At 70.4% G+C, this 23,282-nt stretch carries 23 protein-coding genes; 13 read left to right on the top strand and 10 right to left on the bottom strand.

Going from position 1 to position 23,282, the window contains the following annotated elements:
* Positions 1–27: 27 nt before the first annotated feature.
* Positions 28–1,443: a DUF1996 domain-containing protein gene (locus ACW9TB_RS29960; RefSeq protein WP_472751435.1), complete on the bottom strand. Its 1,416-nt coding sequence runs from the start codon at positions 1,441–1,443 to the stop codon at positions 28–30.
* Positions 1,444–1,567: 124 nt separating this feature from the next.
* On the opposite strand from ACW9TB_RS29960, the gene ACW9TB_RS29955 reads away from it, so the two are divergent.
* The 4 genes from ACW9TB_RS29955 (at position 1,568) to ACW9TB_RS29940 (ending at position 5,654) form a co-directional block, all read left to right on the top strand.
* Positions 1,568–1,726 carry a hypothetical protein gene (locus ACW9TB_RS29955; protein ID WP_472751434.1) on the top strand — a complete coding sequence of 53 codons (159 nt, stop codon included), beginning with the start codon at positions 1,568–1,570 and terminating at the stop codon, positions 1,724–1,726.
* A 289-nt stretch (positions 1,727–2,015) separates the two neighbouring features.
* Entirely contained in the window at positions 2,016–3,935 is a 1,920-nt protein-coding gene (locus tag ACW9TB_RS29950) for a sigma-70 family RNA polymerase sigma factor (protein ID WP_472751433.1), read from the top strand.
* Between the two features lie 26 nt (positions 3,936–3,961).
* On the top strand, positions 3,962–4,591 hold the full coding sequence (locus tag ACW9TB_RS29945; RefSeq protein ID WP_472751432.1) for a YigZ family protein: 630 nt from the start codon (positions 3,962–3,964) through the stop codon (positions 4,589–4,591).
* A gap of 427 nt (positions 4,592–5,018) precedes the next feature.
* Complete coding sequence (locus ACW9TB_RS29940) at positions 5,019–5,654, top strand: DedA family protein (protein WP_472751431.1); 636 nt, start codon at positions 5,019–5,021, stop codon at positions 5,652–5,654.
* 199 nt (positions 5,655–5,853) lie between these two features.
* Here the strand turns inward: ACW9TB_RS29940 and ACW9TB_RS29935 are convergent, their stop codons facing one another.
* Complete coding sequence (locus tag ACW9TB_RS29935; protein WP_472751430.1) at positions 5,854–6,330, bottom strand: DUF6194 family protein; 477 nt, start codon at positions 6,328–6,330, stop codon at positions 5,854–5,856.
* A 63-nt stretch (positions 6,331–6,393) separates the two neighbouring features.
* Between ACW9TB_RS29935 and ACW9TB_RS29930 the strand changes: the two genes are divergently transcribed.
* The 3 genes from ACW9TB_RS29930 to ACW9TB_RS29920 all read left to right on the top strand — a co-directional run bounded on the left by ACW9TB_RS29930 (position 6,394) and on the right by ACW9TB_RS29920 (position 9,015).
* Entirely contained in the window at positions 6,394–7,110 is a 717-nt protein-coding gene (locus tag ACW9TB_RS29930) for a MerR family transcriptional regulator (protein ID WP_472751429.1), read from the top strand.
* 166 nt (positions 7,111–7,276) lie between these two features.
* Positions 7,277–8,380, top strand: a complete 1,104-nt coding sequence (locus tag ACW9TB_RS29925) for a sensor histidine kinase (protein ID WP_472751428.1) — start codon at positions 7,277–7,279, stop codon at positions 8,378–8,380.
* Positions 8,371–9,015: a response regulator transcription factor gene (locus ACW9TB_RS29920; RefSeq protein ID WP_472751427.1), complete on the top strand. Its 645-nt coding sequence runs from the start codon at positions 8,371–8,373 to the stop codon at positions 9,013–9,015. Before ACW9TB_RS29925 ends, ACW9TB_RS29920 begins: the two co-directional genes overlap by 10 nt.
* A 462-nt stretch (positions 9,016–9,477) precedes the next feature.
* On the opposite strand, the gene ACW9TB_RS29915 is transcribed toward ACW9TB_RS29920, so the two are convergent.
* The 4 genes from ACW9TB_RS29915 to ACW9TB_RS29900 form a co-directional block, all read right to left on the bottom strand.
* Complete coding sequence (locus tag ACW9TB_RS29915; RefSeq protein WP_472751426.1) at positions 9,478–9,612, bottom strand: hypothetical protein; 135 nt, start codon at positions 9,610–9,612, stop codon at positions 9,478–9,480.
* A gap of 42 nt (positions 9,613–9,654) precedes the next feature.
* Positions 9,655–12,006 carry an RICIN domain-containing protein gene (locus ACW9TB_RS29910; RefSeq protein WP_472751425.1) on the bottom strand — a complete coding sequence of 784 codons (2,352 nt, stop codon included), beginning with the start codon at positions 12,004–12,006 and terminating at the stop codon, positions 9,655–9,657.
* Between the two features lie 949 nt (positions 12,007–12,955).
* A complete protein-coding gene (locus ACW9TB_RS29905; protein ID WP_472751424.1) occupies positions 12,956–13,666 on the bottom strand; it encodes a L,D-transpeptidase family protein in 711 nt (236 codons plus the stop codon).
* Between the two features lie 177 nt (positions 13,667–13,843).
* Entirely contained in the window at positions 13,844–14,536 is a 693-nt protein-coding gene (locus ACW9TB_RS29900) for a M15 family metallopeptidase (RefSeq protein ID WP_472751423.1), read from the bottom strand.
* 151 nt (positions 14,537–14,687) lie between these two features.
* On the opposite strand from ACW9TB_RS29900, the gene ACW9TB_RS29895 reads away from it, so the two are divergent.
* Both ACW9TB_RS29895 and ACW9TB_RS29890 read left to right on the top strand, forming a co-directional pair.
* Positions 14,688–14,936: a hypothetical protein gene (locus ACW9TB_RS29895; protein WP_472751422.1), complete on the top strand. Its 249-nt coding sequence runs from the start codon at positions 14,688–14,690 to the stop codon at positions 14,934–14,936.
* 157 nt (positions 14,937–15,093) lie between these two features.
* Positions 15,094–15,654 carry a GNAT family N-acetyltransferase gene (locus tag ACW9TB_RS29890; RefSeq protein WP_472751421.1) on the top strand — a complete coding sequence of 187 codons (561 nt, stop codon included), beginning with the start codon at positions 15,094–15,096 and terminating at the stop codon, positions 15,652–15,654.
* Positions 15,655–15,793: 139 nt separating this feature from the next.
* Here the strand turns inward: ACW9TB_RS29890 and ACW9TB_RS29885 are convergent, their stop codons facing one another.
* The gene (locus tag ACW9TB_RS29885) at positions 15,794–16,429 is read right to left on the bottom strand and encodes a hypothetical protein (protein ID WP_472751420.1); all 636 of its coding nucleotides are present in this window, start codon (positions 16,427–16,429) and stop codon (positions 15,794–15,796) included.
* A 240-nt stretch (positions 16,430–16,669) separates the two neighbouring features.
* On the opposite strand from ACW9TB_RS29885, the gene ACW9TB_RS29880 reads away from it, so the two are divergent.
* The 3 genes from ACW9TB_RS29880 to ACW9TB_RS29870 all read left to right on the top strand — a co-directional run bounded on the left by ACW9TB_RS29880 (position 16,670) and on the right by ACW9TB_RS29870 (position 19,245).
* Positions 16,670–17,560, top strand: a complete 891-nt coding sequence (locus tag ACW9TB_RS29880) for a helix-turn-helix transcriptional regulator (protein WP_472751419.1) — start codon at positions 16,670–16,672, stop codon at positions 17,558–17,560.
* Complete coding sequence (locus ACW9TB_RS29875) at positions 17,557–18,162, top strand: short chain dehydrogenase (RefSeq protein WP_472751418.1); 606 nt, start codon at positions 17,557–17,559, stop codon at positions 18,160–18,162. The genes ACW9TB_RS29880 and ACW9TB_RS29875 overlap by 4 nt, the downstream gene beginning before the upstream one ends.
* Before the next feature lie 120 nt (positions 18,163–18,282).
* Positions 18,283–19,245, top strand: coding sequence for a nitronate monooxygenase (locus ACW9TB_RS29870; protein ID WP_472751417.1), 963 nt, complete (start codon positions 18,283–18,285; stop codon positions 19,243–19,245).
* Between the two features lie 60 nt (positions 19,246–19,305).
* On the opposite strand, the gene ACW9TB_RS29865 is transcribed toward ACW9TB_RS29870, so the two are convergent.
* Together ACW9TB_RS29865 and ACW9TB_RS29860 are read right to left on the bottom strand one after the other, a co-directional pair.
* A complete protein-coding gene (locus ACW9TB_RS29865) occupies positions 19,306–20,442 on the bottom strand; it encodes an MFS transporter (protein ID WP_472751416.1) in 1,137 nt (378 codons plus the stop codon).
* A gap of 271 nt (positions 20,443–20,713) precedes the next feature.
* The gene (locus ACW9TB_RS29860) at positions 20,714–21,166 is read right to left on the bottom strand and encodes a carboxymuconolactone decarboxylase family protein (protein WP_472751415.1); all 453 of its coding nucleotides are present in this window, start codon (positions 21,164–21,166) and stop codon (positions 20,714–20,716) included.
* A 46-nt stretch (positions 21,167–21,212) separates the two neighbouring features.
* On the opposite strand from ACW9TB_RS29860, the gene pdxR reads away from it, so the two are divergent.
* Positions 21,213–22,694, top strand: coding sequence for a MocR-like pyridoxine biosynthesis transcription factor PdxR (gene pdxR, locus ACW9TB_RS29855; RefSeq protein ID WP_472751414.1), 1,482 nt, complete (start codon positions 21,213–21,215; stop codon positions 22,692–22,694).
* Here the strand turns inward: pdxR and ACW9TB_RS29850 are convergent.
* A partial coding sequence (locus tag ACW9TB_RS29850; RefSeq protein ID WP_472751413.1) for an ArsR/SmtB family transcription factor occupies positions 22,691–23,282 on the bottom strand: 592 nt, incomplete at its 5' end. The genes pdxR and ACW9TB_RS29850 overlap by 4 nt on opposite strands.

Genomic DNA, 23,282 nt, shown 5'->3' with positions numbered 1-23,282 from the left:
TTCGCCCGAAGGCGGTCACCTGCCGTCTCAGGGGGTGCCGTCGGCCCCGCACTTGACGATCGGACGGATGCAGTCGCGCACGCGGCGCTCCATCTCGGCCTCGGGCCAGGCGTTGAAGAAGTCACCGTGCATGGTGAAGCCGGGACCCGACGAGAGCCGGAACTTGGCCGGGTCGCCGCTGACCGGGTAGCGCAGCACCTGGCGCAGCTTGGGCACGATCACCGGGTGCGAGGCGGGGCAGGCGCCGTTCACCGGGTAGGACATGTGGCTCTTGTGGTCGGGGGAGTCCAGGTCCTCGCCGTTCCAGCAGTGCGGGAAGTCCAGGTAGGACTCCAGCATCTTGCCTGCAGGGCAGTTGACGAAGTTCTTGGAGGAGCCCACCTCACCGGCGTGCAGGCACGACCAGCGCGCGTTGCTGGAGGCGTCGGGCTGGGTGGCCTTGGCGTTGCCCGCCACGATCCGCAGGCCCAGCGGCAGCGGCCGGGTCTGGGCCATCAGCTCGTCCTTGACGCCCTCACCCAGGTAGTAGAACGTGGTGCCGGTCGGCTCGACGGGCTTGTCGTCGCTGTAGAGGGTCGGCACCCAGTACGAGGAGATGTCGGTCTTCGGGCTGCAGCTGGTGCCGCCCTTCTGCAGGCTCTTCAGGTCGGAGTCGGCGTCCGTGGTGGTGTTGCCGAAGAAGCTGTGCATGTGCGATCCACCGGCGATGCCCGGCATCACGATCGGGTCGTCGGGCAGCCGGTGGGTGTAGGGGCACTCGGCGAGGAACTCCGCCACCCGCACCGCGCCGGGCGGGACCGGGCCCTTGGGCAGGTTGCCGCCGGGAGCCGGGGTGGTGCTCGGCTTCGGTGTGGTGCTGGGCTTGGGAGTGGTGCTCGGCTTCGGCGTGGCGGTGGGCGTGGCGCCGGGGGTGCCCGAGCCGGTGCCGTAGACCTCGAACTCCCACAGCGAGACCCCGTACTGGGAGGAGCGCTTGGTGGCGTTGAGCCGGACGTAGCGGCCGGTGGCCGAGACGTTCAGGGTCTGCACGCCGCCCTTGCCCGCGGTCGTGGTGTGGATCGTCTTCCACTGGCCGCCACCGGAGGAGGTCTGGATGGTGAAGGCCGTGGCGTAGGCGTTCTCCCAGTTCAGCACGATCTTCTCGATCGCCTTGGACGCGCCCAGGTCGACCTGGAACCACTGGGGGTCGCTGAAGGCGCTCGACCAGCGGGTGTTCTCCTTGCCGTCGATCGCCGCCGAGGCGGACAGACCGGCCCTCTCGGAGGAGGAGGCGGTGGCCGTGCCGCTCTGCGACAGCGGGACCTCGGCCGCGCTGGCCGGAAGGACGCCGTTCACCAGGGAGGCACCCAGGATGGTCGCGAGGGCACCGGCGAGTGCGAGGCGGTGGGCCCGCCCGCCCGATCTGCGACCGGGGGCCGTGGTGCTCGGAACGATCTCACTCATGTGGATGAGGTCCTTAGGGGGGTCGAGGTGTGGTGGACGTGATGCTCGACGGCGTCTCGGCCGGACCGGCTCGTGGCCCGGCGGGTCAGCGGACGGCGTCCCGCGGGGGAGGCGCTGGCACCGGGTGGCCGTGACCGCCCCGGCGAGGGCCGGGCGGGTGGGACTCGGGGTGGGGCCGGAGGCCGCCGACGGCGGCACGGGAGACGGCGAGGCCGTGCCGCTCGAACGAGGCGGGGGAGTGGGGGCGCGAACACCGCTGCCGTGCGGGGTGGTCCCACCCTGAACAGGACATATAGTCCTGTAACGGTGTCACCGTACGCCTCCCTGGTGCCATCGCCGCGAGCCTCCTTCGCCGTCACGCCCGGCGCCGGGCGTGTTCTGCTCCTGTACAGGAGACCGTCGCGAGGAGGGGCGACAACAAAAACTCGAAAAAAGGCGGGAGAAAATTTTCGTTGTCCATCTGACCTGCCGCCGGTCTCCGGAGAGGGGGCTCGTCGGTCTTCCGCTATGAGGAGTTATGGAGAGAATCATCCCTGCCCGGCGCGCGCGGACTGGTGCGGGGACGACGGACCGTGGACGACGACAGGAAGCGGAGTGCGATGCTCGGAACCGGCAGGGGCGGACCCGACACGGCGATGGTGACCGCCGCGCGTGACGGAGACCAGCGGGCGCTGGACGCCCTGGTGGCCGACTCCCTCCCACTCGTCTACAACATCGTCGGGCGAGCGCTGAACGGCCATACCGACGTCGACGACGTGGTCCAGGAGACGTTCCTCCGGGTCGTCCGCGCCCTGCCCGACCTGCGGGATCCGCAGGCGTACCGGTCCTGGCTGGTGGCCATCGCCGTCCGTCAGGTGCGCGACCACGAGCAGGACCGCAGGACCACCCAGCACCGCAGGGCCGACCTCGACAGCGCCGAGGAGGTGCCCGACCCCGCCTCCGACTTCGCCGCCGTGACCATCCTGCGGCTCGGGCTCACCGACCAGCGCCGCGAGGTCGCCGAGGCCACCCGCTGGCTGGACGGCGACGACCAGGCGCTTCTCGCCCTGTGGTGGCTTGAGGAGACCGGCGAGCTCGGCCGCGCCGACCTCGCCGGGGCGCTCGGCCTGTCGGGGCGCCACGCCGCCGTACGCGTCCAGCGGATGAAGGAGCAGGTCCAGACGGCGCGCACCATCGTGCGGGCGCTGCGCGCCGACTCCGGATGCTCCGAGCTGCACGCCCTCACCGCGAACTGGAACGGCGTCCCCAGCCCGCTGTGGCGCAAGCGCTTCGCCCGGCACATCCGCGACTGCGCCCGCTGCCAGGGGCGCACCGCGGGCCTGCTGCCCATCGACCGCCTGCTCAGCGGGCTGCCGCTGCTGCCCCTGCCGATCGGTTTCGCCCTGCACCACCTCCAGGCCGTTCCCCCCGCCGTCGAGGCGGTGGCGCACGCCACCTCCTGGGGCGCGGCCCACGGCGCGCACGCCCTTGAGCCGACGCGGCCGGGCCTGCTCGCCTCCCTGCCCCCCGCCCCGATCACGATCGGCGGCGCGGCGGCCGTCATCGTCACGGGCGTCCTGGTGTTCGGGCAGCTCACGGCCCCCGCCCCCGAGCCCGCCCCGCCGCTGGCCGTCCCCGCGCCGACGGCCTCGCCGTCCCCGTCGTCGTCCCCGTCCCCGTCGCGGACGCCCTCCTCGTCCCCGACCCCGAGCCGCAAGAAGGCCAGCCGCACGCCCACCCCCACGCCCAAGCCGACCCCGCCCCCCGCCGTCGCGACCTCCCCCAGGAAGGGCGTGGGCGTGTGGAAGATGCCCGGGGTCGGCTCGGCCTTAGCGAAGTCCGGCGCGAGCTGGTACTACACCTGGTCCACCCGCCGCGAGGGCGTCACCGGCCCCAAGGCGGACGGGTTCGTCCCGATGATCTGGGGATCGGGCAGCGTCACCCCGGAGAACCTCGCCCAGGCCAGGAGCGCCGGGCCCTACCTGCTCGCCTTCAACGAGCCCGACCTGCCCCAGCAGGCCAACATGAGCGTGGAGGAGGCGCTGTCGCTCTGGCCGAAGCTCATGTCCGCGGGCCGGGTGCTCAGCAGCCCCTCCGTCGCGTTCGGCGCCGACACCCCGGGCGGCTGGCTGGACCGCTTCATGTCCGGGGCGAAGGAGCGGGACTATCGCGTCGACTTCATCGCGCTGCACTGGTACGGGGCGGACTTCCGCACCCAGCCCGCGGTGAACCAGCTCAAGTCGTACATCCAGGCTGTCTATAAGCGCTACCGCAAGCCGATCTGGCTCACCGAGTACGCCCTGATCAGCTTCTCGAACGGCACCCGCTACGCCAGCGACGCCCAGCAGGCCGCGTTCGTCACCGCCTCCACCAGGATGCTGGCCTCCCTGCCGTACGTGCGGCGCTACGCCTGGTTCGGCCTGCCCTCCTCGGAGACCGAGCCCAACAGCGGGCTGTTCCGCAGCGACGGGACCGTCACCCGCGCGGGCCGCGCCTTCCAGGCGGCTCGCTGACCGTGCCCTCTGGATAACCTTGCCGGATGCCCGACCCGTACCTGACTCCGCAGGACACCACGGAACACGAGATCGAGATCAAGCGCTCCCGGTTCCTGTGCGCGGTCGGCCCGGCCCCCTCGGAGGAGGCGGCGAGGGAGTTCGTCGCCACCCGCAGGCGGCTGTACGGTGACGCCACGCACAACTGCTCGGCGTACGTGATCGGCGGCGACCGCCGGGTCCAGCGGGCCGACGACGACGGCGAGCCCGGCGGCACCGCCGGGACCCCGATGCTGGAGACGCTGCTGCGCCGGGGCGTCGCCGACGCGGTGGCGGTGGTCACCCGATACTTCGGCGGGGTGAAGCTCGGCGCCGGGGGCCTGGTCCGCGCGTACGGCTCGTCGGTCGGCAGGACGCTGGACCTCACGCCGCTGGTGGGGATGGTGCCCGCCAGGGTCATGACCGTGACCGTGGACCACGTCAGGGCCGGGCGGCTGGAGAACGACCTGCACACCTCGCCCTACGAGGTCAGGGAGGTCGTCTACGGCGCCGACGTCGGCTTCCGCGTCGCGGTGCGCGAGCGGGACCTGCCCGCCTTCCCCGGCTGGGTCGCCACGCTGACCGCGGGACGCGCCGAGATCGAGCCGGGCGAGGCGATCCACCTCAGGGACACCTGACCCCGCACCAGACTCGGCCGGGAGCCAGGAGCCAGGAGCCAGGAGCCAGGAGCCAGGAGCCAGGAGCCAGGAGCCAGGAGCCAGGAGCCGCAAAGGGTGGTCTTTCCCCTCGAAGGCCCCCGACACGCGTCGCCCCCGAAAATGACAAATGTGGGATGGGTCACACTCGATGCGGGGCGACGGCGCCGATCGGCGGCCACGCCCGCCCGTTCCCGAGCCGCGACGGGCCCGGCGGGCGCCGCCGCCATCCCCGCCCCGACCGCTCGATGTACCCGCTGACGTGCGGGGATCTCGGAAAACGCCCGGCCGTCACGGCCACGCGGCGGGCGGCTGTGGTTTTCCGCAGCCGCGCTCTGCGGCGCCCGCCAGGCGAAGCGGGGAGCGTTCCGCATCCACACCGTACGCAGCTCTCCGTAGCCTTGTCCCTATGAGTTCACCGAATGTCGACGGGATCGCCGGATGGGCGATCAACCTTATGGAAACCCTGGGCGCGCCCGGGGCGGGGCTGGCGATCGCACTCGAGAACCTGTTCCCGCCCCTGCCCAGCGAGGTGATCCTGCCGCTGGCCGGGTTCACCGCGAGCAAGGGGAACATGGGGCTGTTCGACGCCGTGCTCTGGACGACCCTGGGATCGGTGGTCGGCGCGCTGGCGCTGTACGGGGTCGGGGCCCTGCTGGGCCGGGAGCGCGTGGTGGCCATCGCCGCCAAGCTGCCGCTGGTCAGCGTCGCCGACATCGAGAGGACCGAGGCGTGGTTCGCCAGGCACGGCAGGAAGACCGTCTTCTTCGGCCGGATGATCCCCATCTTCCGCAGCCTCATCTCGATCCCCGCGGGGGTCGAGCGCATGCCGATCATGATCTTCACCCTCCTCACCACCCTGGGCAGCCTCATTTGGAACACGGCCTTCGTGATGGCGGGGTTCCTGCTCGGTGAGCAGTGGGACCTGGTCGAGCAGTACATGGGGGTCGTGTCGAAGGCGGTGCTGGGCATCGTGATCCTCGCCGTGATCGTCTTCATCGTGGTGAGGCTGTCCGACAGGCGCAAGGGCAGGCACCACGCGTAGTCGTGACCGCGCCGATCAGGGCCCGCCGGGCGCTGGAGGGCTCGCGCCCGGGGTCTCCCCGGCGCCCCCCTCTCCCGGCGGGCCCTTTTCGTTTGCCACACGCCCACCGGCGCCTTTTCACGCGGTACGGAGAATCCTCGCGGTACGGAGAACCGGGAAACGGCTCACGTACGCCGAAAGCCGGAAACCGTGCGGTGGATCAGGGCGATGTCGATCCGGCGCGTCGCAGGTAGCGTGAGCGGGCCAGATCGTGGGCCGTGCGCAGCAGTTCCCGGGCCGCCCGCTCCGTCCGCGGGCCCGGGTTCACCACGGCCAGCCAGCCCAGCGTGCCGTAGACGGGGTGCGCCATCACGGCGTCGGCCACGCTCGGGTCGGCCTCATCCGTGGCCGCGTCGCGCGGCTGCCGGCCGGTCCAGCTGACGAAGGCGTCCTTTCCCGCGGAGATGTTCAGGCGGAAGGTGCCCGGACGGTCCAGCCGCGACAGCTCGTCCTCCGGGTAGTTCTTCGTCACGATCGTCGCGAAGGGCTGGGTCGCCTTCGGGACCTCGCCGTCGGGGGCGTAGTAGAAGAACGCGTCACCCCAGCTGACCTCGGGCGAACCGTCGCCGGGGACCGGCCTGAGGGTCAGAACCCCGTCGAGGCCGGCGAGGAATTCGATGATCTCGTCGATACTCATGTGTTGTAGCGTGTCATTCATGTGGTTGTGGAGACTTTTCCCCAAGTATGCCCAGGTGGATGGGTGAGAAGTCGCAAGTCGGCGAACATGCGGACGGTCGATGTCGCGCGGCAGGCCGGGTGCTCCGTCCAGCAGGTGCGCAACCTGGAGCGTGACGGCGTGTTGCCCCCGGCGACACGCACCGGTACGGGATACCGGATCTACGACGAGGCGCATCTGCGCTCCGCGCTGGCCTACCGGGCTCTCGCCGACGGCACGGGGCCGGTCGAGGCCAGGAGGATCATGCGCGCGGCGCACACGCGTCCCGCCTCGGAGCTGTTCGCCCTGCTCGACGCGGCACACGCCCGGCTCGACGCGGAGCGGCGGGAGGTCAGGCTGGCCCGGGAGGCCGCCACGACGATCTCCGGGGAGTCGATCGACGACGTACGCCCCTCGGACGTCATGAGCGTCTCCGAACTCGCCGTCGCGCTCGGCGTGCGCCCCTCGACGCTGCGGCACTGGGACGCGGAAGGTCTCGTCGTGCCCCGGCGGGCCTCCCCGGGAGGGCCGCGGAGATACTTCCCGGACGATGTCAGGGACGCGCGGATCGTCTATCAGCTCCGCATGGCCGGTTACCGGATCGCCCCGCTCCAGGCCCTGGTGCCGGAGCTGAGACGCACCCGCCGCTGGGATGAGGTGATGGCCGCGCTGGCCGCCCGGGACGAGAGCATCGACGCCCGGTCGAGGGCCCTCCTCGACGGCGCCGCCGCGCTCAGCGCGCTGATCCCGCCGGGGGGCTGAGGCCGGTGGTGCGGTTTTCCGCACCCCCGGAACGGCCACGCGCCTCATTCCGCCCATGTCCCGAACGTCTATAACCTTTGGGGCATGTCAAATGGGCTGGTCAGGCCGATGGAAAGCCCCGGGACGCGAGGGCGTGCGGTCCCTCGTACCGCCGACGAGGGGTGGCATGCGTACCGTCGCTGAGGGGCTGCGGCTGCTGGGCGCGGTGGTCCTCGGGACGGTCACCGCCCTGCTCGACCTCGTGTTCCTGCTGCCCGCGCTGCCGTTCGCCGGTCATCCGGCCGTGCGGGGGGCGGCCCGGCGGCTGGCCGTGCTCGAAGCCCGCCGCCTGCGCCTCGATCCCGCCGCCCTCGGGCTCGACGCGGACCACGCGGACGGGCGGGAACTGCGCTACCTGGCGGCCAGGGTGCCGGTGGGCGTACTCGGCGGTCTGGTGGTCTTCCTGCTCGCCTGCGGCATCGGGGTGGCCGTCGCTCTCGCCTGGTCCTGGGGGTCGGGCCTGCCGTTCGACGGCATGACGCCGAGCGTGCCGCTGCTCGCCTACATCCTCCTGGGAGGTGTCGTCCTGCTGTTCCTGGCGCTGTCGGGCCTGGTGGGGGCGCACGCGCTGGAGCGGCGGCTGGCCGAACGCATGCTCGGCCCCGACCACACCGAGGCGCTGCGGCACCGCATCGCCGAGCTGGCCGAGAGCCGCGCGGGCGTGCTGGCGGCCGTCGACTCCGAGCGCCGCAGGATCGAGCGGGACCTGCACGACGGGCTGCAGCAGCGGCTGGTGGCCCTGTCCCTGCTGGTCGGACGGGCACGCAGAGGACGGTCGGAACTGCTCGCGCAGGCGCACGAGGAGGCGCAACAGGCACTGGCCGAGCTGCGCGAGGTGGCCTGGCGGGTCTACCCGTCGGGGCTGGACTCCCTCGGGCTCGCCAACGCGCTGGCCGGAGTGGCCGAGCGCTCCGGCGTACCGGTCAAGGTGGTCTGCGAGCTGCCCGTACGGCCGTCGATGGCGGTGGAGACGGCGTCGTACTTCGTGGTCAGCGAGGCGGTGACCAACGCGGCCAAGCACGCCCGCGCCACCGCGATCACCGTCGAGGTCCGCGCGCACGGCACAATGGTCGTCGTGCGCGTACGGGACGACGGTGTGGGCGGGGCGGACGCGGCGGGCGGAGGGCTGTCGGGGCTGGCCCGGAGGGTGGCCGCGCTGGACGGGCTGTTCCGCGTCGACAGCCCGCCCGGCGGGCCCACCACGATCACCGCGGAGCTCCCGTGCGGGTGATCCTGGCCGAGGACTCGACCCTGCTGCGCGAGGGGCTCGTCCGGCTGCTGCTGGAGGAGGGCCACGAGGTCCCGGCCGCGGTCGGCGACGGCGAGGCGCTCGTCGCCGCGGTCGCCGAGCACCGCCCCGACGTCGTGGTCGCCGACGTGCGGATGCCGCCGACCCACACCGACGAGGGGTTGCGGGCGGTGCTGGAGATCCGGCGCCGCCACCCGGGAACGCGCGTGCTGGTCCTGTCGCAGTACGTCGAGAAGCGCTACGCCGTCGAGCTGATGACCGGTGACGTGGACGGGGTGGGCTACCTGCTCAAGGACCGGGTGGCCCAGGTCGGCGACTTCCTCGACGCGCTCGATCGGGTCGGTGCCGGGGGAGCGGCCTTCGATCCCGAGGTGGTACGCCAGCTCCTGGCCAGGACCACCCACGCCGACCCGCTGAGCCGCCTCACCTCCCGCGAGCGCGAGGTGCTCGACCACATGGCCCAGGGCCTGACCAACGCCTCCACCGCCGAACGGCTGCACGTCTCCCAGAGCGCCGTCGAGAAGCACGTCAACGCCATCTTCGACAAGCTCGGCCTGCTGCACGCCACCGGCTACAGCCGCCGCGTCCTGGCCGTCCTGCGCTACCTCGGCTCCTGAGCCTCGGCCTCCGGCAGGTGGAAGATCGGTGGCGTCGTCGACCCGGCGCCCGTATGAACCTCCCTGGTCAGGCGACCCTGATGTCTGTCTGTTGTCGTGGGAGAGCGCTTGCCGGTAGGGAAACCTCACACCGGGGTCGGGTCTGGCGCCGAACATGAAGCCGAACCCGTACGTGCCGGACGGGGTGCGTCCGTCGCCCTCCCGTTTCTGGCCCGGCGGGGCGATGCCGTTCTCGCCGACGTGCGCCGTCCACGGCCCGTACGCCATCTTCCGGCCGAGCGCGGGAGAAGGGCGGACGCGTGCGTGGAAACCCGCGTCCGGTACCCATGCCGCGCGGCCGTCCGCTGGCGGGCATCCCCGCCAGCGGTGACCAGATCGTTCGTCGAGGCCCGGTGCGTGGTCACACCGGTTCGCCTTCGTGCCCCCGGATCTGCCCGGCCGGGGAAAGGGCGTTCCAGGCGGTCAGGTTGTGGTGGGGCAGGCGCCCGGTCCGGGCCAGCCGTCACACCAGTTCGCCCTCGGTCCCCAGATCTGCCCGACCGAGGCGACACCACCGGTGGTCAGGTCCTTCAGGGTGTAGCTGAGGAGATAAGGCACGTTACCGATTTTCCCCGGGTAGGACCCGCCGCCGATGGGTCCCTAGAACATCCAGCGCTCGTTCTTACCGGGGCTTGAGGGCTTGCCGGCGTCAACGTAATGATCGGCGACGAATATCCCCACGTTCTTCCTCTTGTAGTTGATGACCTGCAAGTGCATCGACACCGCGCACTTGGGGCCGACAAGATATCCGCGGGTTTCGAAGAAGGAGCCACCGATGGGCTCGCTGCCGGGCCTGGCGCCTTTCTGGCTCCAGTACCCCTGGAACCTGCATCTGCCGTTGCGGATGTCGACCAACCGCCCCGGATAGGTCACCGTGACCCACTGGTTCGCCGCCGCCGCCGCGATCGCCGCCTTCCCCACCGGGGCCGGGATCGCCGTGGCGCCTGTCACGGTGGCCGAGGATGTGGTGGTCATCGAGGTCGTGGCGTCCATCAGCGTGTCCACTCCCGGTGAGACGGTGGTGGCGGTCTGCAGGGTCCAGTCTTTCTCAGGGCTGTTGTCGGCCGCCCACTGGACCAGCTGGGCGCCGTCGGCGGTGCTGCCGCCGCCGGAAACGGACAGAAGCAGGGAGCTCTTGACGTTCATGAGATGGCTCTCCGCGCCCGCCGGGTCGGCCTGCAGGATCCACTGCTGCTCGGTGCCGGACCCACAGGGCATTTGGATGGCCTGCGCACCATTGGCGACGCTGCCGTCGCGGATCGCCAGGCACTTGCCGCTGCGGGTGTTCTTGAGCTGCCGCACTGTGGTCCCGTGCCAGGTCCACCGCTGTTCGGGACCGCTGCCACAGGTCTGCTGTACGGCACGGGCGGCGTCGGCGGTGCCGGCACCGTCGATCGCCACGCATTTGCCGCTCTTGATGTTGCGGATCTGGTAGCTGGGCGATGCGGGGTCGACAAGTTCCTGGTCACCGCCGCCGCAGCTGTCCGGGCCCAGCGGGACGAAGCCGTAGGTCTCGATGATCGCGGCGTTCTGGCAGATCAGCGAGGTGGCGCCGGTGAAGACCTCCCGCCACGGGCTGGTCCGCTGCTTGTCCACGGGGATCACGTTGTACAACCGGCGCACCAGCGGCTGGCTGTACTGCGTGTTGAGCACGAACGGCCGTTTCACCACCTTGTCGTCCTGGGCGATCCCGCCGAGCACGCGTCCATGGCGCTTGTCCGCGGCCACCCCGCTGTACCCGATCATCTGATGGATGTAGGCGTCGATGGAGTGGGGGATGACGTAGCTCAACCCCTGCGACGGCTCGTCATACAGCGGCTGCCCGTCATCGACCGGGATCGGGGAACCGTCACTCAGGGTGGTGCGGATACATGGGTACAGACCTGCGGTTATGTCGGCCTCGGTGATGTCCACACTCTTCAGCCACGCCGATCGTACCCAACTCGCCATCGGCAGCAGCGGCGTCGCCGGGATCCCGCGGACCTTCGTGATCCGGCACTGGTAAAGGTCCTTCACCTCACCGGAGGTCATATCCGGAAGGTTCGAGAGGGCATGGGTGGTGTAGCTGACCCCGTTGGGGAACGCCGTGGGGAATGCCGCGTTGTTGGGCAGCACGGGAGGTCCCCCATTTGGCTGGATACTCCCCATCCGGATGTCAGGCCACCCGTGCGCCACGAACTGCCCGATCGAGATCGGCATGATCGCGGCCTGGTCCGCCGCCACGAGCGAGACGTCGTTCTCGCGGTTCGGCACGCCCGCGATGGTGTCCCTGACGCACGGATACTTCCCGCCGCTCATGTCCTCCTCCCTGATGTCGAGAGCCGCCAGCCACTCACCGCGCAGTTGCGACCCCGATGCCGGCAGAAGAGGATGCCAGGTGGTCGCACCGGCACCACATGTGAAAACGTCACGCAGGAAATCCAGGCTCTTCCCGAGCAGGGCGCTCCTGCGGTTCGTCACGAATGTGATCCCGTCCAGCGCGTACGGCCGGTAGGTCACGTTGGCGATCGGGGAGATCGACTGCTTGGTCGGCTCGCCCGCCAGCCGGGCGAAATCCAGACACCCGTCCTGCACCCCTATCGAGTACCCCAGGGCGCTCTGCCCATCGGCGTCGCCCGCCGGGCGATTCAGCGTGCAGTCCGGATGCGTCGCGGGATTCTTGGTCGTGATCGTGCGCGACGCGCCCGGGTCGGCCTTGTACGAGGCCAGCACCTTCTGCCCGTTCACCGTCACCACATCCGACAACGCGTCCATCACATCCTGCGTCGTCGCCGACCCGACACCGGAGAGCGCTCGGTACACGGGCGCCCCGATTGGATCCGCCCGCGCGGGCTGGACGGGCAACCCGCTCAGCAGGCTCGCGAGCGTCGCCACGCCCAAGGAGGCGGCCAGCAATCCGAACCGGCCGGTCTTTCTGTCTTTTCGCCATAGGCCGTACAAGTGCTTTCCCATCTGCAGGATCCCCCGGAGCATCACGGCAGTGCCCGGTCAAGAGACGACCAGAGCACAGCCCACCGAAATGATCACTGGAGAACCAGTACGCTACGTGAACAGTTCGCCGGTTCCCGGAGAGCACTACCTGACATCCCGGTTACCATCCGCCCCCGAGTGAGGACCCAGGCGGGCACACCCACGTGGGCGGCTCGCCCTCGGTCTCACGATGTGAGAACGCGCTCAGCCCTGACACGCACGCGCCAACCCGGGCCGGACCCATCACACACAGTCACATGTCATGATCGTGAACGGTGATCAGGTGGCAGTACGACCCCGCTTGACTTTCAGGAACCGATCAGGTGGGGCGGGCCGTCGGCGTGCGCGCGCTCCAGCGCGGCCTTCAGTTCGGGTGCCCGATCTGTCGGGACATGAGGTCCTCCGCTCGGGTCGGTGTCATGGGACGCAAAGCAGGGGTGTATTTCGAGGTCAAGGCGTCGCGTCGGCATCTGTCGGAATCCACTCACCGAACCGTTCACCGACGTGGATTCTCGGCACGAGTTCTCGACGCTCACCACCTGCGACCTTGCGGCTTCCCGGCGGAGTGTCGACAGACGAGGGCCTGACAAACGGTTATACGGAGCTACTTCGCGCTTCATGGCGCCGACCCGAGCACCGGGTCATCGAGGCGGAAGCCGTGCCCGTCGAAGTGATCTCCGGGCGGAGGGCACCCTTTGATGCGCCTGCCACCGGTGCGCCTTACGCCGGCGATCGCAGCGGGCCCGTAGGCGGACATTGACCGGTTGCCGCACCTCGTCGACCTTGTCCTTGTGCATGTAGACGATCACGTGGTTCGGAGAGGAGAAGAGGCCGGTGATCTCGACTTTCAGGCCGGTCTCCTCCTCTGTCGCAGTACGTCGAGAAGCGCTACGCCACCGAGCCGATGCTCGTATGAGCCATCGCTCCTTGGTCAGGCGACTCTGATGTCTATCTGCGGGGAGTGCTTCGGGTCCATCCAGCGCAGCACCCGCAGCAGTTTGTCGACCGGCAGGCTGACGCAGCCGCTGGTGGGCCCGCCGGTGTTGACGTGGAGGAAGATCGCGCTACCCAGGCCGGGGGTGCGCTTCTCGGTGTTGTAGGCGATCACGGCGCCGTAGTCGTAGGCCGGGGGGTTCATCATGTCCTCGGGAGCCACCCCGGGATCGGCGTGGCGGGCGTCCACCCACGTGTTGTAGAGGGGGCTGGCGGAATCGTCGTTCCACTTGTCGTGGGAGAGCGCTTGCCGGTAGGGAAACCTCACACCGGGGTCGGGTCTGGCCCCGAACATGAAGTCGAACCCGTACGTGCCGGACGGGGTGCGCCCGTCGCCCTCCCGTTTCTGGCCCGGCGGGGCGATGCCGTTCTCGCCGACGCTCGCCGTCCACGGCCCGTACGCCTTCACCCAGCGGCCGTTCTCCGCGCTGTAGGCGACCAGCGTGGCGGTGCTCTTCTGGTAGGCGTCGGCCGTCACGGTGATGAGCTGCCGTCCCGGCGACGGGGGTGGCAGGGCGGCGGCCGTGGAGGCGGAGACGGCACGGGCCCCGAAGAGCCCGCTGAAAGCCATGACGAGCGCGAACAGGGCGGCGCCCACGAGGGAGGCCGTTCTCAAGCTCGCGGGCGCTCTCCGGTCAACGTTGTCCATACGTGCAGGTTAACCAGGTGGGAGGTGTGCTCGGCGCGGCCAAGGGCCAGGTCAGAGCCTCGCTCACGGTAGATACCCGGCTCGCGTACGCCGTACGGTGATGTCGGCCCCGGCTCGTATCCGGCCGGTGGTCCCAGGCCGCCGAAACGGCCGCCGGTGGCTCACGCCGCGAAGGTGTCACTGTCCGTTCTGGGAGAAGTGCTGGTAGTCCTTCGAGGTCGACCATGATCCACCCCAGACCCAGCCGATCTTCTTGAACGCGCGGACCACGTCGTCACCGGGGTTGATGACTCCCGGCCGGTCCAGGGGCCGCCGGACGTAGCTCTTCGCGTTCGGGGGATCGACGGTGCCACCCGGATAAGGGTGGATGTAGGGATTTTCCCGGGTGTTGATGTCGATCGCCAGGCCGTAGGCGTGCTGCGACCAGTTACTGGTGGTCCCGACGCGGCGGCAGTTGAAGGCCGAGGTGTTGTCCGCCGCCATGGAGGCGTCGTCGCTGCCCTTGTAGACCTCCACCGGCTCCATCCGCCGGATGGGAAAGCGCTGACCGTACAGCTTTCTGAAGACCGAGACGACCTGGTCGGCCACCGATTTGTTGATCACCATCTTCCCCGCGTGGGGCCTGCCGTCGAAACCCCAGTAGGTCATGCTGATCATCCTGAGGTCGTCGGGGTGCACCGGGCATCCCCGACGCCAAGAGTAGCGGAGCTGCCCCGGTGTCACCGGCGTCACCGTGGCGGTGAACGCCTGCGACGGGCCCGGGGCAGGGGTCACCGGCGGGGACGCCGCGACCGTCACAGTGGCGATGCCGGTCACGCTGAGCAGGGCGAGTGCCGCCGCGGCCGACCTGTGGCGTGGAATGAATGCCATCTCCCCAGACTATGACCCGCCATCTTCCTGTTCCCATCGATACCCCCACCTTGACGGCGCCCGCGAACACGCGGACGTGCCGAGCCCTTGCCGAGAACACTCACGTGGGCCGACACTTCCTTGGCTGAACCGGAACGGAAGGAGTCGACCTGTGGGAAGCAAAATGGTTCGTGTTGCGGGTGGTGCGCTGACCGCCGCGTTCACTTTCTTTCTGGGATTCGCGGTTCTGACGATTCTCCTGGGTGTGGTCGGTATCTACGCGGCGATGTGGGTGCTTCCCGGCCTCCTGATATGCGTTGGAATCATCATCGCGATGAAAGCGGAGCGGAGGATGTTCGCGGCGGGATGGGTGTTCTCTTCGGGCGTGGCCGCGCTTTATTTCGTGACCGCCTGGGGCTGACCAACGTGGCGACAGGTTTTCCTCCCAGACGGCGGTCTTCCTCGGCTCGGGTTTTTCGTGCCCCGGCCGCGCGCACCTCGAAACCGTGGCGAGTGGCCTGCGCGGGTAGCGGGTGCGGCAGCCCGGACCGGGGGCCGTGTTCTATGCTCCAGGGCCTATGAGCCGGTTGCCTACGCTGTCCGCCACGGAGATCTCCTCGGAACGACTCCTGCTTCGCAGAGCGTTGCGCGACGCCGACCGTGAGGGTTTTGTCGAGCTCTCGACCGATCCCGAGGTTCAGGCGTACATCGGTGGTCCCCAGCCTCGGAGTGACGTCGAGCGGCGCTTCGACGAGGCGATCGCAAACGCGACCTCCAGGCCCGGCAACTACGTCATCGCGGACACCGCGACGAACCGATTTGTCGGGACACTGATGCTCGCCCGCCGGTCGGCCGACGACCCCGGGCAGGTCACCGAGGACGGCGAGGAGCTCGAACTGGGCTACGCGCTCCGGCGCGGCGCATGGGGCGCGGGGTTCGCGTTCGAGGCCGCGACGGCCGCGTTGCGGGCCGCGGCCGACGAACTCCCCGACCAGCCGGTCCTGCTCGTGACCCAGACCGCGAACAAGCGATCCCTGAAACTCGCCGCCCGCCTGGGCTTCCGCCCCGTCGACACGTTCGAGGAGTACGGTGCCGAGCAGACCCTCTGCACGGTTCCCCTGTCCATGTTCCGAACCTGATCTCGGCAGTCGAACCCGCCGGGTGACAACGGGAACGCGACATGAGTACGCGCGACGGCACCGGCCGGGCCAGGCAGGTCCTCCCGGTGGCCGACGGCGTTCGGGCCGCACCGCCGGATCCGGGGTCCCGAGGAGGCCGTCACCTCCAGACGGTGAACCAGACGATCGTCGTGACGAAGAAGGGGAGCCCCAGTGCGCCCGTCCAGATGATCCCCTTCCTGGAGCGGTTCACGACGGCGGTGAGGAAGGCGATGAGGGCCACCGCGAACGGGAGCGCGATGAGCAGTCCGATCTGCCTCCACACGCCCCGCGCCCCCGTGGGCAGCGCCCGGTCCCCCTCGGGGGTCAACGCGGCCGGGAAGACCTCGCCCGCTTCCGTGTCCGGGATGGTGTCGACGACGATCGCCTCCTTCGACCGGTCGTCGAACACGAAGCGCGCGTCGCAGTCGTACTTCGCCCTGCCCAGGCGCACACACGACAGGACGGTCGCGGTGCCGGGCGTGCCCGTGTAGCCGAGCGCCACCCTCAGCTGCGGTATGACGCTGAGGACCACGAACGTCTGGAGGCAGGCGAACAGGACCGCCAGAAAGATCGCGAGCCGCGCCTCCTTGAGGAACACCTTGACCGTCAGACGCTCCGACGCCCCGGCGGAAGCCTGTCTCGGTACGCGCTCCGGCCCGGACCGCCGCCTGCGGGCCAGGGTCCTGCCGGAGGGCCGGTTGGCGATGCCCTTCGGGCGTCGTGTCTGTGTCAGGTTCCTTCGAGTACGGGCCACGCCACCCATGCTGGACACCGGCACTTGGAAGCCACCTGTGGCCGACTGCGCGGCGAGCGGAAGCCTCCACCAGGTCGCGCGCCACGGCTGTCCCACCTGTTCGCCGGTCCTTTGGCCTGCTTTGTTGCCGGGCGCCTGGGGCGGTTGCCGTTCGCGACCAATCAGCTCGACGTGGGAGGTTCGTGAGGGTATCCGTGTTTGGGGCAGGCGGAGACCGGCGAGCGGCGCGACGATGGGGTGGTGACCACCAACGGAGCGAACGATCTCGGCGGATTCCTGCGCAGCAGGCGTGAACGCCTGACCCCGGCCGAGGCGGGCATCCGGCCCGGCGTCACCCACCGGCGGGTCCCGGGGCTGCGCAGGGAGGAGCTGGCCGAGCTCGCCGGGGTCAGTGTCGGCTACTACACGCGGCTTGAGCAGGGCGTCGGCGACAGCGCCTCCGCCGCGGTCATCGACGCGCTGGCCACGGCGTTGCGGCTCGATCCCGCCGAGCACGAACATCTGCGGATCCTCGCCGCCCCGAGACGGCCGACCCGGCCTCGCGCCCGGCGGACCACGCTGCGGCCTTCGGTACGTGAGCTGCTCGCCGCGATGCCCGGGACCCCGGCGATCGTCGTCGACCACCGCGCCGACGTCCTCGCGTGGAACCGCCTCGGGCACGCCCTGCTGGCCGGTCACGTCGACTTCGACGCCCCGGACACGCGAGTCCGTCCGAACATCGCGCGAATGCTGTTCCTCGACCCGCACCACCGTGCGTTGTACCGCGACTGGACCGCCAAGGCGCAGGTCACCGTCGCGGCCCTGCATCAGGCGGGCGCACGGCACCCGGCCGACCCGGTGCTCGAACAGCTCGTCGGCCACCTCGCGGCGGGCAGCCCGGAGTTCGCGCGGATGTGGGCGCGACGCCCCGTCCGAACCTGCTCGTACTACCTGCGTGAACTCGACCATCCTGTCGTCGGGCGGTTGACCCTGGCGAACGAGACGGTCACCCTGCCCGACGACGACCAGCAGATGGGGCTGTTCTACGCGCCTGCGGGCACCCCTGACGCCGACGCGCTCACATTGCTGGCACGGACCCTCGATCGGCACCCCGCGCAGGAAACCCCGTCCCTGAGGGAGAACGCACGATGAGGATCATCGTCGTCGGCGGCGCCGGCACCATCGGACGGCGGCTGGTACCGGCACTGCGATCCAACGGCCACGACGTTGTCGTGGCCGGACGCGCCTCGGGTGACGTCCACGTCGACCTGCTCTCACCCGCGACCATCGAGGCCATGTACCGCGAGGTCGGGGCGGTCGACGGTGTCGTGAGCGTCGCGGCGCACGGCGCGCTCGACGAGTTCGGGACACTGACCTCGGAGGCGCTGTACGAGAACATGCGGGCCAAGTTCTTCGGGCAGGCCGATCTGGTTCTCACCGGCCAGCACCACTGCGCCGACGGCGCGTCCTTCACCCTGACGTCGGGAATCTTCGCCGACGAGGCCTGGCCGCACGTCACCGGCGGCGGCGTCATCAGCGGCGCGCTGCACAGCTTCGCCCTGTCGGCCGCGATCGAGCTGCCGAGGGGGATGCGGATCAACGTGGTCAGCCCCACGATGATCGGCGACTCAGTCACCACCTTCGACGAGCATTTCCCCGGAATGCGTCCGGTGGCGATGGACGAGCTCGTCGGCCACTATCTGCGCTGCGTCGAAGGCGACGGCACCGGCGGCGTCATCCGCGCGTACGGATGACCGTGCCACTCCTTTGAACGGGCACTTCGGACACGTCGTACACCGCCTCGGAACAGCGGCGCGGGCGGTTCACGGTGGCCGCCTTCGGCCGAAGGCCGGTGATGGGCGATGATGGTGGTTATGACGTTGTCGACGGCGTTCACGGAGTTGTTCGGTGTCCAGCACCCGATCGCACTGGCGCCGATGGGCGGGTCGGCCGGTGGTGCGCTGACGGCGGCCGTCTCTCGCGGCGGAGGGCTGGGGCTGCTGGGCTCGGGCGACGGGGATCGCGACTGGCTGGCCCGCGAGGTGCCGATCGTCACGGGTGGTACGGACAAGCCGTGGGGCATTGGTTTCCTGACCTGGGCGATAGACGTCGGCGCGGTCGAGCACGCGCTGGAGCACGACCCCGCGGCGGTGATGTTGTCCTTCGGTGACCCGAGCCCGTTCGCCGGACGCGTCCGCGAGGCGGGTGCGGCGCTGATCATTCAGGTCACCTCCCTGGACGAGGCCAGGCGCGCGGTGGACCTGGGCGCGGATGTCATCGTGGCGCAGGGCACGGAAAGCGGCGGGCACGGCGCCAGGTACGGGCGGTCCACCCTGCCGTTCGTGCCCGTGGTGGTGGATCTGGCGGCACCGGTGCCGGTGCTGGCGGCCGGGGGGATCGCCGATGGCCGAGGCGTGGCCGCGGCCCTGGCGCTCGGCGCCGCCGGGGCACTCATCGGCACCCGTTTCCACGTCACGACCGAGGCCCTCGTGGATCCCTCGACCACCAAGGCGATCATCGAGGGCGGCGGGGAGGACACCGAGCGCAGCAGCGTGCTGGATGTCGTCCGAGGCTCCCGGTGGCCGTCGGAGTACACCGCCCGCACGCTCGGCCACCCCTACCTCGACGAATGGCGGGGCCGGGAGGCCGAGCTCGCGGCCGACCCCGAGGCCAGGCGGGCCTATCGCGACGCCGTGGCGGGGGGCGAGGTGCCCCCGCTGCCGGTGTGGGCCGGTGAGGCCGTCGACCTCATCGGCGACCTGCCCTCCGCGGCCGATCTCGTCGCCGCTCTGGCCGCGCAGGCCGAGGACGCGCTGGCCAGGGCGGGAAGACGCTGAAGGGATCCGCCCCGCCCCGCTGAGAACGTGCCGACGCCTCCCCGGACGCCGCGCCATGGTCTACCCGCTCTGGGGAACGCGGTTCGGGGCGTTCCGGACACCGGCGGTGTGCCTGGCACGGCCCGCGGCGCCGAGGACCGGCAGGACGAGTACGGCGAGGCCGCCGCCGATCCACAGCACGCTGGCGGTGGCGATGTTGTCGACGGCCAGGCCGCCGAGAAGGGCGCCGAGCGCGATGGACAGGTTGAACATCGACACGTACAGCGAGGAGGCGGCCTCGGTGGCGTCGGGCGCGGCGTTGAGGATCCAGGTCTGGAAGGTGACCGGGACCGCTCCGTAGCCGAGACCCCACAGGGTGAGGATGGCTCCGGCGGAGAGGGCGTCGTTGTCGGTCACGGCGAGCAGCGTCATGGCCGCGGCGAGGATCACGGCGATGCCGAGGACGGTCTGCCGCAGCCGCCTGGTGACCAGGGCACCGGCGACGAAGTTGCCGCAGATGCCCGCGACGCCGAAGGTCAGCAGCAGGGCGCTGATCATGCCGTGGCCGACACCGTCGGCCAGCAGGATGGGACGGACGAAGGTGTAGGCCACGAAGTGACCGGTGATGACCAGGAAGGTCATCGCGATGCCCACTCGTACCGCCGTGTTGGAGCGGAAGACCTTCGGCAGGTCGGCGAAGGTGATCGTCTGCTCCGGTTCGACCTTCGGCATCAAAAGAACCATGCAGGCCAGCGAGGTCAGGCCGAGGACGCCGACGGCGGTGAAGGCGGTACGCCAGCCGCTGGAGTCGCCGATCAGGGTTCCGGCGGGCACGCCGAGGACGGAGGCGGTCTCCACGCCGCCGAAAATGACGGCGGTGGCGCGGGCGACGTGCCTCTCGGGTACGAGGCGCAGGGCGATGCCACCGGCCAGGGACCAGAAGCCGCCGACGCTGACGCCGATCAGGAACCGGGCGACGAGGACGACGGCGAAGCTCGTGGCGAAGGCGGAGGCGAGGTTTGCGGCGCCCACGATGCCGATGAGAACGGCCAGGACAAGGCGGCGGTCCACCTTGCCGGTGGTCACGGTCACCAGGGGCGCCGAGATGGCGGCCACCAGACCGGGGACGGTCACCATCAGCGCCGCGGTGCCCTCGGAGACGTCCAGCGCCGAGCCGATCGAGGTGAGCAGGCCGACGGGGAGGAGTTCGGAGGTCATCACGGCGAAGATGCCGAGGGTCACGGCGAGGACGGCGAGCCATCCCCTGACGGGTGACCGGCCGGGGCCGGTCGCCGCTGGCGGGGTTTGAGGGGTTTAAGCGGTGACGGTCACGTCGGGAATCCTTCGATCGGATGGTCGTTCGAGTGCTGGGTCTGGAATGGGTGGTGGCTGTGTTTGGGTGCTGGGTCTGGGATGGGTGGTGGCTGTGTTTGGGTGCTGGGCCTGGAACGGGGGCGGGTCGCCGCCCGTGGGGAGCTCGGTGGTGCGGCTAGTCGGTGCCGGGGGTCTTGCGCGTGGTGACGTTCATCCGGTTCCAGACGTTGACCGTGAAGATCAGCGCGATGAGCTGGGCCAGCTCCCTCTCCCCGAAGTGCTTCTCCGCCTCGGCGTAGACGGCGCCGGTCACGCCCCCGGGCAGCAGCGTGACCTCCTCGGTCAGTGCGAGGGCCGCGCGCTCCCTGGCGGTGTAGAGGCTGGACTCCTGCCAGGCGCTGAGCTGGTAGACGCGTTCCTCGCTCTCGCCTGCCTTGCGGGCGTCACTCGTGTGGTAGTCGATGCAGTACGCGCACCTGTTGATCTGGGAGGCGCGGATCTGGACGAGCTCAAGGAGGACCGGGTCGAGGCCGTCCCGGGCGGCGGCGTCCAGGGCGAGTACGGCCTTGAAGACCTTCGGGGCGATCCGGGCGAAGTTCATGCGTTCCGGAACCTGAATGGTGGTCATGGCACGACTCTAGGAACCGAATGGCCCCACGGTATGGTGCATTTCTGTGAGCGATTCATGGGGCAATTCTTCGGAGTCGGCGGCCGGGCCGGGGGTGGGTGCCGACCTGCACCTCGTGCTGACGGGCCCGGGGGGCATCCGGGTGAAGCTGATGCGCGCGCTGCGGGAGGCGATCGGTTCTGGCCTGCTGGTGTCCGGCACCCGGCTGCCCCCGCACCGGACCCTGGCCGCCGATCTCGGCATCGCCCGCAACACCGTCGCCGACGCGTACGCGGAGCTCGTCGAGGAGGGGTGGCTCACCGCCCGCCAGGGTTCGGGTACGCGTGTCGCGCAGCGCGTCACGCCCCTGGAGACGGGCCGGTCGCGTGCCCTGGCCCAACCGGCCCGGCGGCGTCCCGCCTACGATCTGCTGCCCAGCTCACCGGACGCGGCCGCCTTCCCCCGTACGGCCTGGATGACCTCGGCCCGGCGCGCGATGGCGGCCGCGCCCAGCGACGCCTTCGGTGTGGGGGATCCGCGCGGCCGGATTGAGCTGCGGCGGGCGCTGACCGAGTATCTGGCGCGCGCCCGAGGTGTGCGCACGGAGCCCGAGCGGATCGTCGTCTGTTCCGGTTTCGCCCACGGGCTGCGGCTGCTGTGCTCGCTGCTCCGCGGTCCCGTGGCCGTGGAGGCGTACGGCCTGGGCTTCCACCGGGAGATCATCACCGGGAGCGGGATCCGTACCGTTCCGCTGACGGTCGACGCGCACGGCGCGCGGATCGACGAGCTGCCCGCCACCGGGGCGGAGGCCGTGCTGCTCACACCGGCCCACCAGTACCCCACCGGGGACCCGCTGCACCACGAGCGGCGCGCGGCGGTCGTCGACTGGGCTCGGGCCAGTGGCGGGGTGATGCTTGAAGACGACTACGACGGCGAGTTCCGCTACGACCGCGAGCCGATCGGCGCCGTCCAGGGTCTCGATCCGGATCGCGTCGTCTATCTCGGCTCGATCAGCAAGAGTCTCTCCCCCGCGATGCGGCTGGGCTGGATGGTCCTGCCGGGGTGGCTCGTCGATGATGTGGTCGCCGCGAAAGGGCCGAGGGAGATGTGGTCGGCGGTCATCGACCAGCTCACCCTCGCCGACTTCATCGCCTGCGGCTCCTACGACCGGCATCTGCGCCGGATGCGCCAGATCTACCGGCGCCGCCGGGACCAGCTCACGGCCACGCTGGCCGAACGGGCCCCTCATGTCCGGGTGAGCGGCATCGCGGCAGGACTGCACGCCGTACTCGAACTCCCGCCCGGCACCGAGCAGGCCGCGCTGCGCGCCGCCCGGCGCCAGGGCCTGGCGCTGGACGGCCTGGCCCCCTACCGGCACCCCGACAGCGACATGCCCGCCCGCGACGGCCTGGTGATCGGCTACGGCACCCCGCCCGAGCACTCCTTCAGCGCCGGGCTCGACGCCCTGTGCCTGGCACTGCCCGATCCCCCCGCGGACCCGGAGGAACGGGTCCCGACCCGGCGCGGCGCGGCCTCGCGCCCCGCTTAGGGGGAGGTGAGGTCGATGCCGAGGGTGTCGCGCAGGCCCTGGTGGCCGAGGTCGGTGACGTGGACGGCGCGGGTGGCCTCGGTGCGTCGTATCCAGTCGGCCTGGGTGAAGTGGTCGAGCAGGCCGCGGCCGAGTGCTCCGGCGAGGTGGTGGCGTTGTTCGCTCCAGTCGACGCAGTAGCGGACGGGGCGTCGGCGTGCCGGTAGGTGCAGGCCGAGGTCGGCGATGAACTCGTTGCCGGATGGGGTGAGGGTGTAGTCGGCGTCGTGGCCGTAGCCGGTGGGCCGGTCGCGCTGGGCGTGTGTGAGGTCGAAGGTGCCGTCGCCGCCGGTCAGGTGGCCGCGTTCGATCATCGCGGACATGAGTTCGACGCCCAGGCGTCCGGCGAGGTGGTCGTAGCAGGTGCGGGCCTCGCGCAGCGCGCGGGCGCGGCTTTCCTGGCGTAGTGAGCGGATCGGTGCGGCGGGCGCGAGTTGTTGCAGGGTTTCGATGAGGTGGGCGACGGCGGGTCCGGCGAGGCGGTAGTAGCGGTGGCGTCCGCGGGCCTCGACGGTGAGCAGTCCTCCTTCGGTCAGCTTGCTCAGGTGG

The organism is Streptosporangium sp. H13245 (assembly GCF_055690525.1).
The sequence above is the reverse complement of the archived record's forward strand: the minus strand, read 5'-3'. Positions and strand labels throughout refer to the sequence as shown.

Coding starts and splice junctions, on each gene's coding strand:
- ACW9TB_RS29910 (WP_472751425.1), bottom strand. CDS start 12,006: ATGGGAAAGCACTTGTACGGCCTATGGCGAAAAGACAGAAAGACCGGC.
- ACW9TB_RS29870 (WP_472751417.1), top strand. CDS start 18,283: ATGACGTTGTCGACGGCGTTCACGGAGTTGTTCGGTGTCCAGCACCCG.
- ACW9TB_RS29900 (WP_472751423.1), bottom strand. CDS start 14,536: ATGGCATTCATTCCACGCCACAGGTCGGCCGCGGCGGCACTCGCCCTG.
- ACW9TB_RS29960 (WP_472751435.1), bottom strand. CDS start 1,443: ATGAGTGAGATCGTTCCGAGCACCACGGCCCCCGGTCGCAGATCGGGC.
- ACW9TB_RS29860 (WP_472751415.1), bottom strand. CDS start 21,166: ATGACCACCATTCAGGTTCCGGAACGCATGAACTTCGCCCGGATCGCC.
- ACW9TB_RS29875 (WP_472751418.1), top strand. CDS start 17,557: ATGAGGATCATCGTCGTCGGCGGCGCCGGCACCATCGGACGGCGGCTG.
- ACW9TB_RS29945 (WP_472751432.1), top strand. CDS start 3,962: ATGCCCGACCCGTACCTGACTCCGCAGGACACCACGGAACACGAGATC.
- ACW9TB_RS29890 (WP_472751421.1), top strand. CDS start 15,094: ATGAGCCGGTTGCCTACGCTGTCCGCCACGGAGATCTCCTCGGAACGA.
- ACW9TB_RS29935 (WP_472751430.1), bottom strand. CDS start 6,330: ATGAGTATCGACGAGATCATCGAATTCCTCGCCGGCCTCGACGGGGTT.
- ACW9TB_RS29925 (WP_472751428.1), top strand. CDS start 7,277: ATGCGTACCGTCGCTGAGGGGCTGCGGCTGCTGGGCGCGGTGGTCCTC.
- ACW9TB_RS29865 (WP_472751416.1), bottom strand. CDS start 20,442: ATGACCTCCGAACTCCTCCCCGTCGGCCTGCTCACCTCGATCGGCTCG.
- ACW9TB_RS29940 (WP_472751431.1), top strand. CDS start 5,019: ATGAGTTCACCGAATGTCGACGGGATCGCCGGATGGGCGATCAACCTT.
- ACW9TB_RS29905 (WP_472751424.1), bottom strand. CDS start 13,666: ATGGACAACGTTGACCGGAGAGCGCCCGCGAGCTTGAGAACGGCCTCC.